The organism is Streptomyces sp. NPDC054796, assembly GCF_053611545.1.
The window spans coordinates 229,320-243,084 of sequence record NZ_JBSHAO010000003.1 but is presented as its reverse complement, the minus strand read 5'-3'; the positions used below and the strand labels follow the sequence as shown (position 1 = coordinate 243,084).

Genomic DNA, 13,765 nt, shown 5'->3' with positions numbered 1-13,765 from the left:
TTGTGGCACGGACACACCGCCCCGTCGGCGACCGTCGCAGCCGCCGTGGAGCAGCACTACGGCGTTCCGGCGCGTCACCTCGTCATCCGGGCCGCAGCGTGACTGCCCCCGCCGTCGTGACTCGCGAGCAGGCGTTCGCCGCCGCCCGCGCCGTTCTCGACCGGGCCCGCGCCCGCCGCGACGCCGACCGCGCCGCCGGACGCCTCGCCCCCGAGATCGAACTCGCTCTGCGCCGTCTGGAGCACCAGCAGCGCGCCCAGCAGACCCCGGCCGCGATGCCCCGCACCGCCGCCTGACAACTGGCCCGGATGCGACCCGGACCAGCCGTACAGCACCCACAACAGAAACGCCGCCCCGAATGCGACTCGGGGCGGCGCCTGGACCCGCCCCGGATGCGACCCGGGGCGGGCCGACACGACCACCCCAGCGAAAGGCAATGGCCGTGAACCAGAAGGCTACCCGCACGCCGCGTGCTGTCCTCGCCGTTGAGGGCGCCCGCGTAGCCCGTCAGCAAGCTGTCCGCCGCGACGTGATCGCGCGGCAGCTCGACGCCATTGCGCCCGGCACCGCCCGCGTGCGCACGGTCCCGGTGCAGCTCGACGACCGGCTCGTCACGTGGGTCACCCTCGCCGACGCCGACGGCCGCCCCGTCGCGGCCGACCGGGACGCGCACCGCGCCGCCCGGGGCCTGCTGCGCCGCCTGCTCCCCTCCGCCGACTGGACGGGCCCGCTCGTCTACGACGCCATCACGGGCGAGCTGTCCGTCGACGCGCCGGAGCTGCCCGAGGAGCTGCGCGCATGATCCGCCCGCAGCTCACTGCCGACGGCCGCGCTATCCGCCTGGCTGATGACCGGCCCGACGTGCTGCTCGACGAGCTCGCCGCAGCCTTCGCCCGCGAAGCCGAGACCTTGGCCGTCCTGCTTTCGCGGCACGCCCGCGCCGTCGAGGCGTACGACGCCGCCCAGTGCAACCCGGACGCCACCGACTACGGCCGCGCCATGCTCGCCGCCGCCGCTGACGCGACCCGCGGCGCCCTGTACGGCGAGCTGTCACCACACGCGCAGCTCGACCACGTCCTCGACCCGGCCGAGGCCGTGCAGCTTGCGGACGACCTCACCGCCCGCGCTGCGCACACGCACCTGACGAAGAGGACCAGCGCATGAACGCCCTCGTTGAGAGCACGTACGAGCCCGCCCCCGTGAACACCCCCAAGGACGCCCCGCGCGTGTTCGCCGTCATCGCCGCTGTCATGAAGGACGCGATGCCCGTCGGCAAGAACCAGCGCAACGAGCAGCAGAACTACCAGTTCCGCGGCATCGACGACGTCATGTCGGCCATGGCGGGCCCGATGCGCACGCACGGTCTGTTCATCCTGCCGAGCATCGCCGAACACAGCCAGCAGCGCGACGGGAAGATGACGCGGACCCTGATCACCATGCGGTACCGGGTGTACGGGCCCGCGGGTGACTGCCTGGTCGCGGACGTGCCAGGCGAGGCGTTCGACTACGCCGACAAGAGCACCAACAAGGCCCAGTCAGCCGCACTCAAGTACCTGCTGTTCTCCCTGTTCATGCTGCCTGTGGACGGCCGCAGCATCGATGACGGGGACCGCGAGACACCCGCTCCGCCGCCGGAGCACCGCGCCGAGCAGGCCCAGCGCCAGCAGCAGCGCCGCGGGGGACAGCAGCAGGCACGGCGCAGCAAGCGAGCCGAACCGGGCCCGTGGGAGCAGCCCGCGCCCCAGCAACCGCAGCCGGACGGACCGCCGCGCGACTTCATCGCCGAGGCCGCCAAGGCGAGCGGGCCCCAGGAGTTCGCGAAGGTGCGTAAGGCCGCCGTCGCCGCGGGTGCCCCGGCCGACTACCTCGCCCGCCTCGACGCCATCGCCGCGCAGAAGCGCGCCGCCGCGCAAAGCCCCGGCCCGATCGCCGACGCTCCGGGCCGCGCGATGCAGTGGACGAAGGGCCAGCAGCGCGACGAGGTCGACGACGGGGCCGACGCTGCGGGCGAGCCCGCCAAGCAGGAGCACGCCGCCGCGCTCGACGAGATGTACGACGCCGCCCGCGACGCCGGGATCGCCGACCAGGCCGAGGCCGCCGAGGCGTTCGCCGCGCGGTTCCAGTGCCAGCCCGCCGCCGCGACCGTCGCCCAGCTCCGCGAGATGCGCGATGACCTGCTCGACGCCGTCGCCAAGGGGGACGCCGCGTGAGTACCACCGACACCACCACCGCCACCGCTGAGCAGCCCGTCGAGAACCTGCGCGAACTCGCCGCGCAGGCCGCCACGCTCGACCTGCTCGCGCAGCGCGTCGCCGCCGCGCGGAAGGCTGTACGTGCCCGACTGCAAGCCGGTCTCGACGCCGCCGAGAAGCGCGACGGCACCGAACGCATCGGCGCCACCCTGCCCAACGGCGAGCAGGTCGCGACGTTCTCACTCCGTAAGGGCGCGGTCGGGCCAGTTGTCGTCGACGAGGAAGCCCTAGCCCGATGGGTGCGCGCCACGTGGCCCGACGAGAAGTGGACCGAAACCCGCGTCGTACGGACGGTCAAACCGTGGCGCCTGGCCGAACTGCTCGCCGAGATGGACGCGGTCGGTCTCGGGCTCGGCGAGGGCGGCAAGCCGGTACCGGCACGGTGGGCCAACCCGGCGACCGGCGAGTTTCACGAGGTGCCGGGGGTGATGGTGAAGCCCACCAGCGCCCGCACGCACAGCATCACGTGGAAGAAGTCCGGTAAGTCCGCGACCGCCCACGCGTGGCGCACGGGCGCCCTCGCCGGGCAGCTCGCCGCCATCACCGCAGGCGAGGAGGGCGCCCCGTGAGCACCGAACCCGCGACCGCCCTCGACCGCGCGCGCCGCCTGCTCGACTCCCCGCTCCCGCCGCCCGTGCCCGGACAGACCGCCGTCGCCGTCGTCCCCGAGGGGCTGGCCCACGCGTTCGCCGCCCGTACGGCCGTTGTCGAGGGCGGGCACAGAGAGTGGACCGGCTACACCACCGCGTCCGGCGCCGGGCGCTTCCGGCACCAGGGTCGCGACTACACCGCCTATCAGGCTGCGTTCATCCTGCGTACCGGCCGCGAGCCGGTCGGCACCGTCCGCCCGACGTGCGACCGCCCGCGCTGCTGCGACCCGGCCCACGTCGACGACGGCGCCACCCGGCAGCGCGACCGCGCGGCCCTCGCCGCCGTCGTCGGCATGGCACACCGCCCGCCGTCCTGCGGGCACGACCTTGGCATCCACGGCCGCCACCGCGCAGACGGCCGCCGGTACTGCAACGCGTGCAACAACCCGCCGGGCGGCTGCGAGCACGGCAACCCCGCGTGCGGGGCGCTCCCGGCGCGCCCGTACCCCTGTGGCCCGCGGTGCGACGAGCACCAGCCGTCGCGTACTCACCCCTACCCCGCCGCCGCATGACCGGCCCCGGGGCGAGGGAGAGCCGACCGGCCCCTCGCCCCGGGCGCCCACCCCTGACAGGAGCAACCACCTTGCCTTGGTTCAAGGTTGACGACACCGCGCACGCGCACCCGAAGCTGTTGAAGGCCGGTAACGCCGCGCTCGGGCTGTGGATGCGCGCGGGCGCCTACGCCGCCCAGCACCTCACCGAAGGCGCCATCCCCGGCGTGGTCGCCCAGCTCTACGGCACCGCCCCGCAGGCCCGGAAGCTCACCGCATCCGGACTCTGGCACGAGCACGGCCACGCCTGCCCGCGCTGCCCGCAGCCCGCGCCGGGCGACTACGTGATGCACGACTTCCTGATCTACAACCCGACCCGCGACAAGGTCGAGGGCGACCGCGCGATGGCCGCCGAGCGACAGCAGCGGGCCCGCGAGAAGGCTGCCGAACGGCGCGACCAGAAGCGCAATCCTTCGGATTCGTCGGTGAATCCTCCGCGACTCGATGGCGATCCGTCGGCGGAAAATCTCGAATCCTCCGCGAATCAAGGCGCGTTCTGGCGCCCCGCCGCAGGTCAGGGCGAGTCGTCACAGCGTGACGGGGCGGACCCGTCACGGTCCCCCCGGCCCGACCCGGCCCCTGTACTTCCTTCGGAAGTACAGCAGCAGCACGCGCGCGCGGGACTCGTGCCCGAGCTGCACCCGCTCGCCGACGCGCTCGCCGACGCGGGGCGCGCGGTGCGCTGGGGTCTCGGACTCGGCGAACAGCGCGACGTGCACCGGCTGATGAAGGCGCACGGCGTCGCCGCGCTCGCCGAGGTCGTCGCCCGCCGTACCGCGCCCGGCGAGGAGCCGAAGCCCGCGCGGTACTGGCTCAAGGTCTGGTCGGACCCGCGCACATGGCAGCCCGCCGCCGGGGCCGACGTGATCCCGCTCGCCGCCGCGCAGCCGCGCCGCTCCCGCGCGCAGCAGGGCGCCGATCACCTCGCCGCCGCCCTCGCCCGCCGTACCGCGCAGGGGGCCGCCCAGTGAGCCCGCAGGAAGTCGCCGCGCTGCTCGCCTACGCGGCCCGCCTCGACCCGCGCCTCGCCGCGCCCAGCGAGGCCGAGGCCGAGGCGCAGCTCGACCAGTGGTGCGACCTGCTGTCGGACGTGCCCGCGACTGCCCCGCACCCCGCCGGGCGCCCGTGGGACGCCGCCAAGGTCGTACGCCACCACATCGCGACGAGCCCGTACCCGATCAAGCCGTCGGACGTGTCGGCGCCGTGGCATGCGTTCCGGCGCGACGTGCTCGGCCGCCACACCGACCCGACGCCGGTTGCCGACCCGGACAACGTCGCCGCGTGGCGCGCCGAACTGGTCGGCACCCGGCAGGCAGTCGCGACCGGGGCCGCGCCCGCGTCGACGCACCGGGAGCTGACCGGCGGGCCCGCGGCCGAGGTCGAGCAGCGCCTCGCCGCACTCGGCGAGTACGTGCCGCGCACCGTCGCACAGCAGCTCGCCCCGTTCCGGCCGCGCCGCGCCGAGCGCGAGCGCCTGGTCGCCACAGGCCGCCCGGACCCGTACGCGGTGCCGTGCGGGTACTGCCGGGCCCGCGCGGGTGAGGCGTGCCGCAACCACCGCGGCGTGCCCCGCTCGGCGCCGCACCCGTCCCGCCTCGACGACGCCCTCGCCACTCACACCGCCCGGACAGGAGCGACCGCGTGAACCGCAACAAGAAGCACCCCGAGCGGCCCACACATCGCCGCAAGGCCAGCGCGGGTGACACCACGAAGAACACCAAGGCGTACCGGGTCACGGGCTCGTGGGATACCCACCCCGACCGCCCCGCCGTCAAGACCACGCCTGACCGGCGAGCGGCGCGCCGCATCGCCCGCGACATGGCCGCACAGGGCGCGTACGTGATCGTCGAGGAACACCTCGGGTTCGGCGCGCACCGCACGCTGTACGAGGTCGACGGGCCCGCGCAGCTCGCCGAGCGCCAGGCCGCGCAGCAGGCCGCCGCCGACGAAGCCGCACGGGCTCGCCGGCTCGATGTGCAGCGCGCGGCCGAGCAGCGCCACCGCTACCGCCTCGCGGCCGAGGTCGCTACGCATGCCCGCACGCTGATGGCGCCGCCCGCCATCGTGCGGCCGGAGAACGTCCGGCGCGCCCGGCACATCACGGGGGCGCAGCGGTGACCGGGCCCGCACCGGCCGCCCTCGCCGTGGTGCGCGCCGCCCTCACCGACGCCGAGCACGCGCACGACGAGCAGCCCGAGCAGGTCGCGCAGCGCATCGTCGACGAGCTCACCGAGGCCGGTTGGAGCATCACCGCGGCCGAAGCCGAGGTCACCGCGTAGCACCCCGGGGGGCGTCCGCGGGTGACCAAGGGTGACCCATGGGCGCTATCGTCCACCCGTGGGCGGTCAATAACCGCTCACGGGTGGAACATTCAGACCGAGGTCGAGGCCCGTACGTCCCGTAGGAGGTAGATCCACGATGGCGCCCCCGCGTATCCCTGCTGCGGTCCGTTTCACCGCGAAGGTGAACACCGACGGCCCCCTCTCGCTCGTTCGCGGCGCCATCGGCCCGTGCCACCAGTGGACCGGCAGCACCAACGAGCGCGGCTACGGCACCTTCTGGCACGGCCGCACCGTCAAGGCCCACCGCTACGCCTACGAGCAGCAGGTCGGCCCGATCCCCGACGGTCTCGACATAGACCACCTCTGCCGCAACCGCGCGTGCGTCGCCCCGGGCCATCTCCGCGCCGTCACGCACCGCGAGAACATCCTCACCAGCTCCAACCACGTCGCCCGCCGCGCCGCCGTCCGCGTATGCCCGGCCGGTCACGCCTACGACGAGGCGAACACGTACGTGGCGAAGAACGGCACCCGGAAATGCCGCTCCTGCCGCCGCGCAGCGCAGCGCGCCGCCCGCGCCGCGGCCCGCGAGCAGCAGCTCGCCCCCGTCGCACCCCTCACCCCCCGCACCACCCCCGACACCCTCGAAAGGGCCGCCTGACCATGGCTGGAGAGACCCCGATCACCTTCGTTGGCAACGTTGTTGCCGACCCCGAGTTGCGATTCACGCCGTCCGGGGCCGCCGTCGCGAACTTCCGCATCGCCTCGACCCCCCGCCACTTCGACCGCCAGACGAGCGAATGGAAGGACGGCGAGCCGCTGTTCCTCGCCGTCAACGTGTGGCGTCAGCAGGCCGAGCACGTCGCCGAGTCCATCACCCGCGGCATGCGCGTGGTGGTCGTCGGCAAGCTCCAGCAACGCCAGTACGACGACAAGGAAGGCAAACGCCGGTCGTCGTACGAGATCACCGCCGACGAGATCGCACCGAGCCTGCTGCGCGCTACCGCCGTCGTCACCAAGGCCACCGGCCAGCAGGGCAACGCCCAGAGCGGCCAGCAGTCCGGCGGATGGGGACGCCAGCAGCAGCCCGCCGCCGACCCCTGGCAGACACACGGCGGATTCGGCAACGAACCCCCCTTCTGACGCTCCCCACGGCGACCGGTCGACGCCCCTCTCGCGCGCGGGAACCGGCGCCGCCCCTCCCGTACATCCCCCTCCCTGAACGGACAGACCATGACCACAGCACAGTGCCGCACCGCCGAGTCCGCCTACGGCCGCCAGTGCTTCGAGGACGACGGGCACGACGGCGAGCACGTCTACGAGCGGCCGACCCCTACAACGCTCGCCGCGATCATCAGCGCCAACGTCCGTATCCTGCGCCGCCGTCGCCGCTGGACGCAGGAGCAGGCCGGGCAGGCATGGGCCACGGTGACCGGCCGCGCCCTGACTGCACAGTCCTGGTACGCGCTGGAGCGCCCCGGAGCACGCGCATGGAACGCCGACGACATCGAGGCCGCCGCCATCCTGTTCGGTCTTGAGGTCGTGGCCCTGGTCGTGCCCCTCGACTCCTGCGCGCAGTGCGACGACCGGCCGCCCGCCGGGTTCATCTGCTCAGCGTGCGGCACCGAGGGCCCACGCAAGGAAGCCCGCTGATGGCCCGCAACATCGGCGCCGACGGCCGCGACGTGTTCCGCGCCATCATCACCAGCACGCCGCCCGGAAAGCCCCGCGCCACGTGGCACGAAGGCCCGTACACCACCCACGGCGCCGCCCGCGCCCGCGTCACCTTCTGGACCAACCACCTACGCGACGCCGATACCGGCGCGCCGTACGCGTCCGGATACGTCGAACGCGCCGTCACTCGCTGGGAACCCGTCAACGACAACGCCACCAAGGCCGCGGCCGACCGCACGGTGTTGTGCGCGCACGGATACGGGCTCCTCCGCGACTCCTGCCCCGGATGCGACGCAGCCGAGGAGAGGCCGCACACGGCCGACCCGGTCACGGTCCGGCCGAGCTGGGCGAAGCGGGCGATGCGCCGATGCCGACGCTGCGCACAGGTCCCCTCGGCCCGCATCCACAAGCAGGCAACCGGGTGAGCCTCGCCGCATGGCGCGCCCACCGCACCCGTGTGCGCGCCGACCGCGCCCTCGCCCGCCTCGCGCGCGGCGAGGGCCGCGCCTGCCCGACCGGCTGCACCACATGCCACGCCCTCACCGCACACGCACAGGAGACCCAGCGATGACCGCCCCCCGCTTCCCCCGCTCGTTCGTCCTCCGCCGCGCCGTCGACCACACCGGAGTATCCGGGGCCGGGGACGTGGCCGAAGGTGCGCTCTTCACAGACGGAACGGCCGTTGTCCGGTGGCGAGGCGGCCACGCCTCAACCGTCGTCTGGGCCAGCCTCGACGACGCTCTCGCCATCCACGGCCACAACGGCGCCACCGTCCCGGTATTCGTCGACGAAGCACCGACCGCGCAGCCCCATGTCTCCCGCCCGACCGCGAGCACCATCACCGACGACGAACTCGACGAGCTGGTCGAGCAGTGCGACTTCTTCGCCCGCGCGGCAGGCCGGGCCGAGTCCGCCCTCGACCGCATACGCGACCTCGCCCGCCAGATGCGCGCAGGCTCCCCCCAAGGCGCCGCCACCGTCTACGCCGACCGCATCGAGCAGACCCTCGACGCCCCGGAGCCAACGCCGTGACCGAACCCGCCGAGCCCCAGGTCGACACCGAGGCCCTGCGCGCCTACGTCGAGGCCATCGCCCCCGCCCTCCGCGCCACCGCCCAGGCCCTTTCCCGCGCCGCCGAGGCCGCCCGTACCGCACGCGCCGACGACTTCGCTCTCGCCCCGCCGCCCGCGCCGGACGACCGGCCCGCGTGGCAATCCCCCTACGGTCCACCCCGCCACCGCCAGCACTGACCGCCAGGAGCCGCACCCCCCATGACGACCGCCCTCGACCAGGCCCCCGCCCCGGTCGGCCGCCGCGCCGCCGTCGACCTCGCCGCCATCCGGGAGCAGTGGGGCGACCTGCTGCTCGCCGTCGAGCAGCCCCCCGCGCAGGAGTGGCCGCCCCGCGAGGCGAAAGGTTTCCTCAACCAACTCGCCCCGCACGACGACCAGCTCGACGAAGTGCCCGCCACCGCGACGATCGGCCGCGCCCCGCTCGTCCTGCGCGAGCACCCCGCCCCGCTCAACCTCGACGCCCTCGACGCCGCCCTCGCAGTCGAGCGTGAGCTGTTCGAGCTCGCCGACACCGTCGCCGCCGCCGTCCAGCGCCCGACCCGCGGCCAGGACGACGACGACCCCGCCCGTTGGCGCTTCCCCGCACCCGAGGCGCCCAGCGCCGACCCCGGATCACGCGCGTACGGGCTGCACTGGGCCGCCGTCTGGCTGGAGGGCCGCGCCCTCGACGAGATGAGCGGCGACCTGTTCGCCCCGATGCCGCTCCGCCTGCTCGACGAAGTCGCCGCCGCCGCCCGCCGCTCCCGCACGTGCGTCGAGCACGCGCTCGGCCGCGATGAGCGCACGACCACTCTCGACCGGCCGTGCCCGTGGTGCGGCGCCGAGCTGGTCGGCCGCACTCGCGCGGAAGCCGAGCCCGTGGTCACCTGCTCGACAGGCGAAGCGTGCGGCGCGCCCGTGCCGCTCGACGGCCGCCGCCGGGCGTGGCGTGGCGCCGACCTTGTCAGCCTGTACGCGGCCCTCGACCAACCCTAGTGAGCCGTCTTGTGAAGTCGGTTGTGAAGTGGGTTGTGAAGTCACCTCACGTGTGCCTACACTGGCCCCTCCGCCGGACCTCCCCGGCGGAGGCCGGACCTCACCCGGCCCACACCCACACAGGGAGACACCCCCATGGGAACCAAGCGCACCGAGACCGATTCCGTCGTCTGGGCTGCCACCCAAACGAACCGCACCCTTCACCACGCGTTCGACACCGACGGGCGCGCCCTGTGCAACCCCAGCATCCGCGCCCACACGACCAGCAACCCCCGGGCCGGAATCAGCGACTTCTACTCCCGCGAGCACATCGAGGCACAGCCCTTCTTCAAGGTGCACGACCGGTGTGTGAAGAAGCTCGCCGAGCGCCAGGCCGAAGCCGCCGAGCAGGCCGCCGCCGACCAGACGCCCCAGCCCCAGTGGCGGACCCTGAAAGGCGTTGAGACGCCTTTCCGCATCCACACCCACGACGGCACCCCGCTGCGCCGGAACGACACCCCTGCCACCGAGTCCATGACCATCACCGACATGACCTGCCGGGGCGGCGTCCGGTACGGCACCACGGCAGACGGCCACGAGGTGACGCTCTGGGGCACTGCAACCCGGTATTGGGTCACCTCGGGAGCCGAGCAGACCGCCCCGGCGCCCGAGGCCCCCCGCGCGGATGAGGTCACGATCCCGGCCGCCCTCGTCGACTACCTCGACGGAACCGGCATCGTGACCGGCGCGGACGACGCCGACCCCATGAGCAAGGCCACCCGCGAAGCGCTCGCCGCCGGACGCAGCGGCCAGGGCAACGCCCTGATCATCCGGCCGACGCTCGACGTGCTGCACGTCATCAGCGAGCACGCCGAGGCACTGCTCACGACCGACGAGGCCACCCCCGCCGAGCGGGAGGCCGCCGCGCTGTGGGTAGAGCGCGCCGGACACGCCCGCGCCCGCATCAAGGCCGAGACCGTTGCCCCGGAGATCACCCGCGCGAGCGTCGACGCCTATCTTGCCCGCACATACCCCGCCCTGGTCGCCCCCGAGCAGGCCGAGCGTCACGCCGTCGAGCACGACGGCACCGCCGCGGGCAGCACTCCCGCCGACGACGCGACAGACGCTCATGCCGCCAGCGCCGAGCCCGAGCCCGACAACGGCACGTGGCGCGGCGGCTGGATCACCGGCACCCCCAGCACGCCAACCGGTGAGGTCCTGTTCGACCTCAGCCCCGTCGACGAACAGGGCGCCTTGTTCGCCTGACCAACCGGCCCGCCCCGCACCCGCGGGGCGGGCCCCGACCCCAGCCAGGGAGCAGCACCGTATGAGCACCAACGACCAGCATCCCGAGCCCGACAACGAGCCAGCCGTCGCCCACTACGAGCGCGCCGACGCAAGCAAGTTCCCCACCACTCCAGAAGGTCAACAGGCCGCCGTCGAAGGCATGGCCGCGGCCCAGCAGTCCGACGCACTGTCTTCGGTCGAGATCAGCCGACGCGACGAAGCGGAAGCCGAACGCCCCATCGCTGAGAAGTACCGCGACCAGATGCTCGAACTGCTGGTGCAGCACGAACGGGAGGTCGTAGCCAGGCGCGCTCTTGCGGGTGACCCGAACCCGACCGACGCGGACCCCCTGGCATACGTGCATCTGATCGCCGAGGATTACGCCAAGCCCGAGACCCGGGCCGCTCTCCTTGACGAACTCGCCGACGAGCTCGACCTCGACGACGTGCGCGTGCTACGCATCGCCGGAGAAGCCGCCAAGGCCGCCACACCCCGCGTGATCATGGCTGCGGCGGACCGCGGCATGAGCCCGCCGCGCATCGCCGCCGATCTCGGCCTCACCAGCTCACGCGTGTACGAGGTCATCCGCATAGAGCGGCAGAAGCGCGTCACGGCACTGGTCGAAGCCGCGGTCGCGGCCGACGCAGACACAGGCGGCGACCCCCGCGACGCTCTCGCCCGCTACTCCGCCGCCCTCGCCGACGTACCCGAGGAGCACCGCGAGGCCGCCGAGCAGTACATCGAAACGCTCCGCGCCGCCGTCGCCCGGCATCAGGCGCAGCCCGACAGCGAGTAGCCCACGACAGCAGCGCGGGCCCGCACTGGCGACCTCACCGCCGTACGGGCCCGACTCACCACAGCAGGGAGACACCCCCGACCATGGCTGACACCAACCCTAGCCGCCGCAAGCCGCCGACCCCGCCAGCCGTCGGCCGCCCCGTGTCCGTCCGCATCCTCGACGAGGACATGCGCGACGATCTCGCCGTGCTCATGCACGCCCACGGCGAAGCCGCCGAGCCCCTGCGGAAGGCAGTGCGCCTGCTCGCCGATGCCTACCGGCGCGCGTGGGACTACACCGACGCACCCGACGGCACCGCGCCCCACATCATCGCCGTGCGCTACGCACTCCCGGACGGCACGCCCGAGACCGTGCCCGACCCGGCAGGAGCCGCCATCCCACACGTACGCGAGACCCCCATCGCCCACGCCATCTAACGCCGCGCCCCGCGCGCGAAAAGCGGCCAGCTAGAGCCAAGTTGTCCACAGCGGCGCAGTTGTCCACAGGATCACGGAAAGGCCCGCCAGCGCACCGCGCGACGCCGTATCGTCGCGTCCCAGGTGACCGACTCGTCACTCGCCGACCTCCAGCACGAAGGGAGGTGAAGCGAGCATGTCATCGAACAAGGGTTCGGCCCCGTGGGGGTTCCTTTCGTTCCTGATCAGCATCTGGCGATTACTGCTCGATCTGATCAGGCACTAGGGCACCCACACGGGTCCGTACCAACCATCACAACGGATTGAACAGCGCAACCGGGGTCGCAGTGTTCCAGCACTGCGGCCCCTTCTCCGTATCCCTCCCCAGTCGCCTGGGGACCGGAATGACGCACTTCTTCTCCGTATTCCACCCCCAGTCACCTGGGGACCCGTGTGACACGCATGACAGTGTGCATCGCGTGCACGTTAGCCCCAGGCTAGCCGAGCGCCGCCGTCCCGTGCGGGGAAGTAGCACAGTTTGTGGAACCCATGAATTCAGTCACCCCCGCGGAAGACCCTCCGAGCACCAATGGACTGCGGAAACGCCCCCAACACCAGATCCGGTCTTAGCTACTGGGGAGACCAGCGCCAGATACACGGGGAGCAAGGACGTTCGCCTAGGTGCTACTCGCAGCAGTAGCACCCCCCTCCCGCATGCGCGGGGGCGCGAAGCTCTTCCCCCACTACGAGGAGAAAGGGCCCCCGTAACGTTCCGGCCTGGTCGCGCTCGCACGCAGATGTGTCCCCCTGCCCCTTCGTGCAACCTTCCACCACACCAGAGGGTCACACGGGGCACACGTTTTCACCACAGGAGGGGGCCGCATGCCCAGGATCAAGACCCGCCGCAAGATGGGTTGGTTACTCATCGCCTTCCACTGGACGCTGATGGTGTGCACCGTCGGACTGTGGACGCCGGTCTACCTCGCGGCGCGCCGCCGACGGGTGACCGTCACGCGGGTGCCGGACGGATACGCGGGCCCAGTCCCGGGCGAGCAGGGGGCGCCCGCGTACATCCCGCCGCCGCAGCAGTACGCGCCGCCCGTGCAGCAGTCCGGCGCGTGGCCGCCGCCGCAGCATCAGCCGGGACCGTACGGCCAGCAGCAGCCCCCGTATCCCGGGCAGCCCCGCTACTAGTTGCGGGCCGTTATCGTTCCGTGATCTAATCGGCCGCGTCCCCGGCATGCCCGGAAGACGCTAACGCCCCGCCACATCCCCCGAGTGGCGGGGCGTTTCGCATGCCCGCGTGCAGGAGGTGACACCCCATGGCGCGCCCCATCACTGACACAGATCGCGCCGCGGTGCGCCGCCTGCACGCGCAGGGCAAGGCCCGCAACGTGATCGCCCGCAAGCTCAAACGCTCCCCCTCGACCGTCTCGAAGATCGCCGCCGCATTCGAGCCCCCGCTCGTCTTCGACCGCGCGGCCGAGGTCGCCGTCGCCACCGAGGTACGCCGCGCCGACCTCGCCGCCCGCCGCGCCCAGCTCGCCGAGGCACTGCACACCGACGCCGAGCGCCTACGCGCCCAGCTCTGGGAACCCACCACCTACGGCGAGTTCGCCGGACGCGACGGCGAGTGGCACGAGGCCCACCTCGACCGCCCCCGCTTCGCCGACCAGCGCGCCATCATCGCCGCCACCGGCACCGCCATTCAGCAGTCCCTCAAGCTCGCCCCCGCCCAGGGCGGCGAGGGCGTCGAACAGGTGCGGTCGATGCTGGGCGCGCTCGGCGAGGCCCTGACCCGCGCAGCCGACGACGACGCGGACGACGGGGGCGCCGACGGGGGGTGAGCCG

Annotated in this window: 23 protein-coding genes; all 23 read left to right on the top strand. The window is 73.1% G+C overall.

Features of this window, described 5'->3' with window-relative positions:
• Window positions 1-116 precede the first annotated feature (116 nt).
• Entirely contained in the window at window positions 117-296 is a 180-nt protein-coding gene (locus ACWGJ2_RS04415; protein ID WP_453344428.1) for a hypothetical protein, read from the top strand.
• A 146-nt stretch (window positions 297-442) separates the two neighbouring features.
• On the top strand, window positions 443-802 hold the full coding sequence (locus ACWGJ2_RS04410) for a hypothetical protein (RefSeq protein WP_453344427.1): 360 nt from the start codon (window positions 443-445) through the stop codon (window positions 800-802).
• On the top strand, window positions 799-1,164 hold the full coding sequence (locus ACWGJ2_RS04405) for a hypothetical protein (protein WP_453344426.1): 366 nt from the start codon (window positions 799-801) through the stop codon (window positions 1,162-1,164). The genes ACWGJ2_RS04410 and ACWGJ2_RS04405 overlap by 4 nt, the downstream gene beginning before the upstream one ends.
• Window positions 1,161-2,210 (top strand): ERF family protein, encoded by a 1,050-nt coding sequence (locus ACWGJ2_RS04400; RefSeq protein WP_453344425.1) that lies wholly within the window; start codon window positions 1,161-1,163, stop codon window positions 2,208-2,210. Before ACWGJ2_RS04405 ends, ACWGJ2_RS04400 begins: the two co-directional genes overlap by 4 nt.
• Complete coding sequence (locus tag ACWGJ2_RS04395) at window positions 2,207-2,821, top strand: hypothetical protein (protein WP_453344424.1); 615 nt, start codon at window positions 2,207-2,209, stop codon at window positions 2,819-2,821. The genes ACWGJ2_RS04400 and ACWGJ2_RS04395 overlap by 4 nt, the downstream gene beginning before the upstream one ends.
• A complete protein-coding gene (locus ACWGJ2_RS04390) occupies window positions 2,818-3,414 on the top strand; it encodes a hypothetical protein (protein WP_453344423.1) in 597 nt (198 codons plus the stop codon). Before ACWGJ2_RS04395 ends, ACWGJ2_RS04390 begins: the two co-directional genes overlap by 4 nt.
• Window positions 3,415-3,485: 71 nt before the next feature.
• Window positions 3,486-4,424, top strand: coding sequence for a mucin-2 (locus tag ACWGJ2_RS04385; protein WP_453344422.1), 939 nt, complete (start codon window positions 3,486-3,488; stop codon window positions 4,422-4,424).
• Window positions 4,421-5,098, top strand: coding sequence for a zinc finger domain-containing protein (locus ACWGJ2_RS04380; RefSeq protein ID WP_453344421.1), 678 nt, complete (start codon window positions 4,421-4,423; stop codon window positions 5,096-5,098). Before ACWGJ2_RS04385 ends, ACWGJ2_RS04380 begins: the two co-directional genes overlap by 4 nt.
• Window positions 5,095-5,571, top strand: coding sequence for a hypothetical protein (locus ACWGJ2_RS04375; RefSeq protein WP_453344420.1), 477 nt, complete (start codon window positions 5,095-5,097; stop codon window positions 5,569-5,571). The genes ACWGJ2_RS04380 and ACWGJ2_RS04375 overlap by 4 nt, the downstream gene beginning before the upstream one ends.
• Entirely contained in the window at window positions 5,568-5,732 is a 165-nt protein-coding gene (locus ACWGJ2_RS04370; protein WP_453344419.1) for a hypothetical protein, read from the top strand. The genes ACWGJ2_RS04375 and ACWGJ2_RS04370 overlap by 4 nt, the downstream gene beginning before the upstream one ends.
• A 139-nt stretch (window positions 5,733-5,871) precedes the next feature.
• Window positions 5,872-6,393 carry an HNH endonuclease signature motif containing protein gene (locus ACWGJ2_RS04365; protein WP_453344418.1) on the top strand — a complete coding sequence of 174 codons (522 nt, stop codon included), beginning with the start codon at window positions 5,872-5,874 and terminating at the stop codon, window positions 6,391-6,393.
• A 2-nt stretch (window positions 6,394-6,395) separates the two neighbouring features.
• The gene (locus ACWGJ2_RS04360) at window positions 6,396-6,875 is read left to right on the top strand and encodes a single-stranded DNA-binding protein (protein WP_453344417.1); all 480 of its coding nucleotides are present in this window, start codon (window positions 6,396-6,398) and stop codon (window positions 6,873-6,875) included.
• A gap of 90 nt (window positions 6,876-6,965) precedes the next feature.
• Window positions 6,966-7,385 (top strand): hypothetical protein, encoded by a 420-nt coding sequence (locus tag ACWGJ2_RS04355; RefSeq protein ID WP_453344416.1) that lies wholly within the window; start codon window positions 6,966-6,968, stop codon window positions 7,383-7,385.
• Entirely contained in the window at window positions 7,385-7,831 is a 447-nt protein-coding gene (locus tag ACWGJ2_RS04350) for a hypothetical protein (RefSeq protein ID WP_453344415.1), read from the top strand. The genes ACWGJ2_RS04355 and ACWGJ2_RS04350 overlap by 1 nt, the downstream gene beginning before the upstream one ends.
• Window positions 7,828-7,977 carry a hypothetical protein gene (locus tag ACWGJ2_RS04345; protein ID WP_453344414.1) on the top strand — a complete coding sequence of 50 codons (150 nt, stop codon included), beginning with the start codon at window positions 7,828-7,830 and terminating at the stop codon, window positions 7,975-7,977. Before ACWGJ2_RS04350 ends, ACWGJ2_RS04345 begins: the two co-directional genes overlap by 4 nt.
• Window positions 7,974-8,438: a hypothetical protein gene (locus ACWGJ2_RS04340; protein WP_453344413.1), complete on the top strand. Its 465-nt coding sequence runs from the start codon at window positions 7,974-7,976 to the stop codon at window positions 8,436-8,438. Before ACWGJ2_RS04345 ends, ACWGJ2_RS04340 begins: the two co-directional genes overlap by 4 nt.
• The gene (locus ACWGJ2_RS04335) at window positions 8,435-8,656 is read left to right on the top strand and encodes a hypothetical protein (protein WP_453344412.1); all 222 of its coding nucleotides are present in this window, start codon (window positions 8,435-8,437) and stop codon (window positions 8,654-8,656) included. Before ACWGJ2_RS04340 ends, ACWGJ2_RS04335 begins: the two co-directional genes overlap by 4 nt.
• Before the next feature lie 21 nt (window positions 8,657-8,677).
• Entirely contained in the window at window positions 8,678-9,454 is a 777-nt protein-coding gene (locus ACWGJ2_RS04330; protein WP_453344411.1) for a hypothetical protein, read from the top strand.
• A gap of 135 nt (window positions 9,455-9,589) precedes the next feature.
• A complete protein-coding gene (locus ACWGJ2_RS04325) occupies window positions 9,590-10,699 on the top strand; it encodes a hypothetical protein (protein WP_453344410.1) in 1,110 nt (369 codons plus the stop codon).
• A 61-nt stretch (window positions 10,700-10,760) separates the two neighbouring features.
• On the top strand, window positions 10,761-11,516 hold the full coding sequence (locus tag ACWGJ2_RS04320; RefSeq protein ID WP_453344409.1) for a hypothetical protein: 756 nt from the start codon (window positions 10,761-10,763) through the stop codon (window positions 11,514-11,516).
• A gap of 83 nt (window positions 11,517-11,599) precedes the next feature.
• A complete protein-coding gene (locus ACWGJ2_RS04315) occupies window positions 11,600-11,935 on the top strand; it encodes a hypothetical protein (RefSeq protein ID WP_453344408.1) in 336 nt (111 codons plus the stop codon).
• Between the two features lie 861 nt (window positions 11,936-12,796).
• Complete coding sequence (locus tag ACWGJ2_RS04310) at window positions 12,797-13,108, top strand: hypothetical protein (RefSeq protein ID WP_453344407.1); 312 nt, start codon at window positions 12,797-12,799, stop codon at window positions 13,106-13,108.
• A gap of 128 nt (window positions 13,109-13,236) precedes the next feature.
• Window positions 13,237-13,761 carry a helix-turn-helix domain-containing protein gene (locus ACWGJ2_RS04305; protein ID WP_453344406.1) on the top strand — a complete coding sequence of 175 codons (525 nt, stop codon included), beginning with the start codon at window positions 13,237-13,239 and terminating at the stop codon, window positions 13,759-13,761.
• Window positions 13,762-13,765: the final 4 nt, after the last annotated feature.

Excerpts from the sequence above, each read along its gene's own strand:
- ACWGJ2_RS04405 (WP_453344426.1), top strand. The coding sequence starts at position 799 with ATGATCCGCCCGCAGCTCACTGCCGACGGCCGCGCTATCCGCCTGGCT.
- ACWGJ2_RS04400 (WP_453344425.1), top strand. The coding sequence starts at position 1,161 with ATGAACGCCCTCGTTGAGAGCACGTACGAGCCCGCCCCCGTGAACACC.
- ACWGJ2_RS04365 (WP_453344418.1), top strand. The coding sequence starts at position 5,872 with ATGGCGCCCCCGCGTATCCCTGCTGCGGTCCGTTTCACCGCGAAGGTG.
- ACWGJ2_RS04360 (WP_453344417.1), top strand. The coding sequence starts at position 6,396 with ATGGCTGGAGAGACCCCGATCACCTTCGTTGGCAACGTTGTTGCCGAC.
- ACWGJ2_RS04355 (WP_453344416.1), top strand. The coding sequence starts at position 6,966 with ATGACCACAGCACAGTGCCGCACCGCCGAGTCCGCCTACGGCCGCCAG.
- ACWGJ2_RS04350 (WP_453344415.1), top strand. The coding sequence starts at position 7,385 with ATGGCCCGCAACATCGGCGCCGACGGCCGCGACGTGTTCCGCGCCATC.
- ACWGJ2_RS04340 (WP_453344413.1), top strand. The coding sequence starts at position 7,974 with ATGACCGCCCCCCGCTTCCCCCGCTCGTTCGTCCTCCGCCGCGCCGTC.
- ACWGJ2_RS04330 (WP_453344411.1), top strand. The coding sequence starts at position 8,678 with ATGACGACCGCCCTCGACCAGGCCCCCGCCCCGGTCGGCCGCCGCGCC.
- ACWGJ2_RS04325 (WP_453344410.1), top strand. The coding sequence starts at position 9,590 with ATGGGAACCAAGCGCACCGAGACCGATTCCGTCGTCTGGGCTGCCACC.
- ACWGJ2_RS04320 (WP_453344409.1), top strand. The coding sequence starts at position 10,761 with ATGAGCACCAACGACCAGCATCCCGAGCCCGACAACGAGCCAGCCGTC.
- ACWGJ2_RS04315 (WP_453344408.1), top strand. The coding sequence starts at position 11,600 with ATGGCTGACACCAACCCTAGCCGCCGCAAGCCGCCGACCCCGCCAGCC.
- ACWGJ2_RS04310 (WP_453344407.1), top strand. The coding sequence starts at position 12,797 with ATGCCCAGGATCAAGACCCGCCGCAAGATGGGTTGGTTACTCATCGCC.
- ACWGJ2_RS04305 (WP_453344406.1), top strand. The coding sequence starts at position 13,237 with ATGGCGCGCCCCATCACTGACACAGATCGCGCCGCGGTGCGCCGCCTG.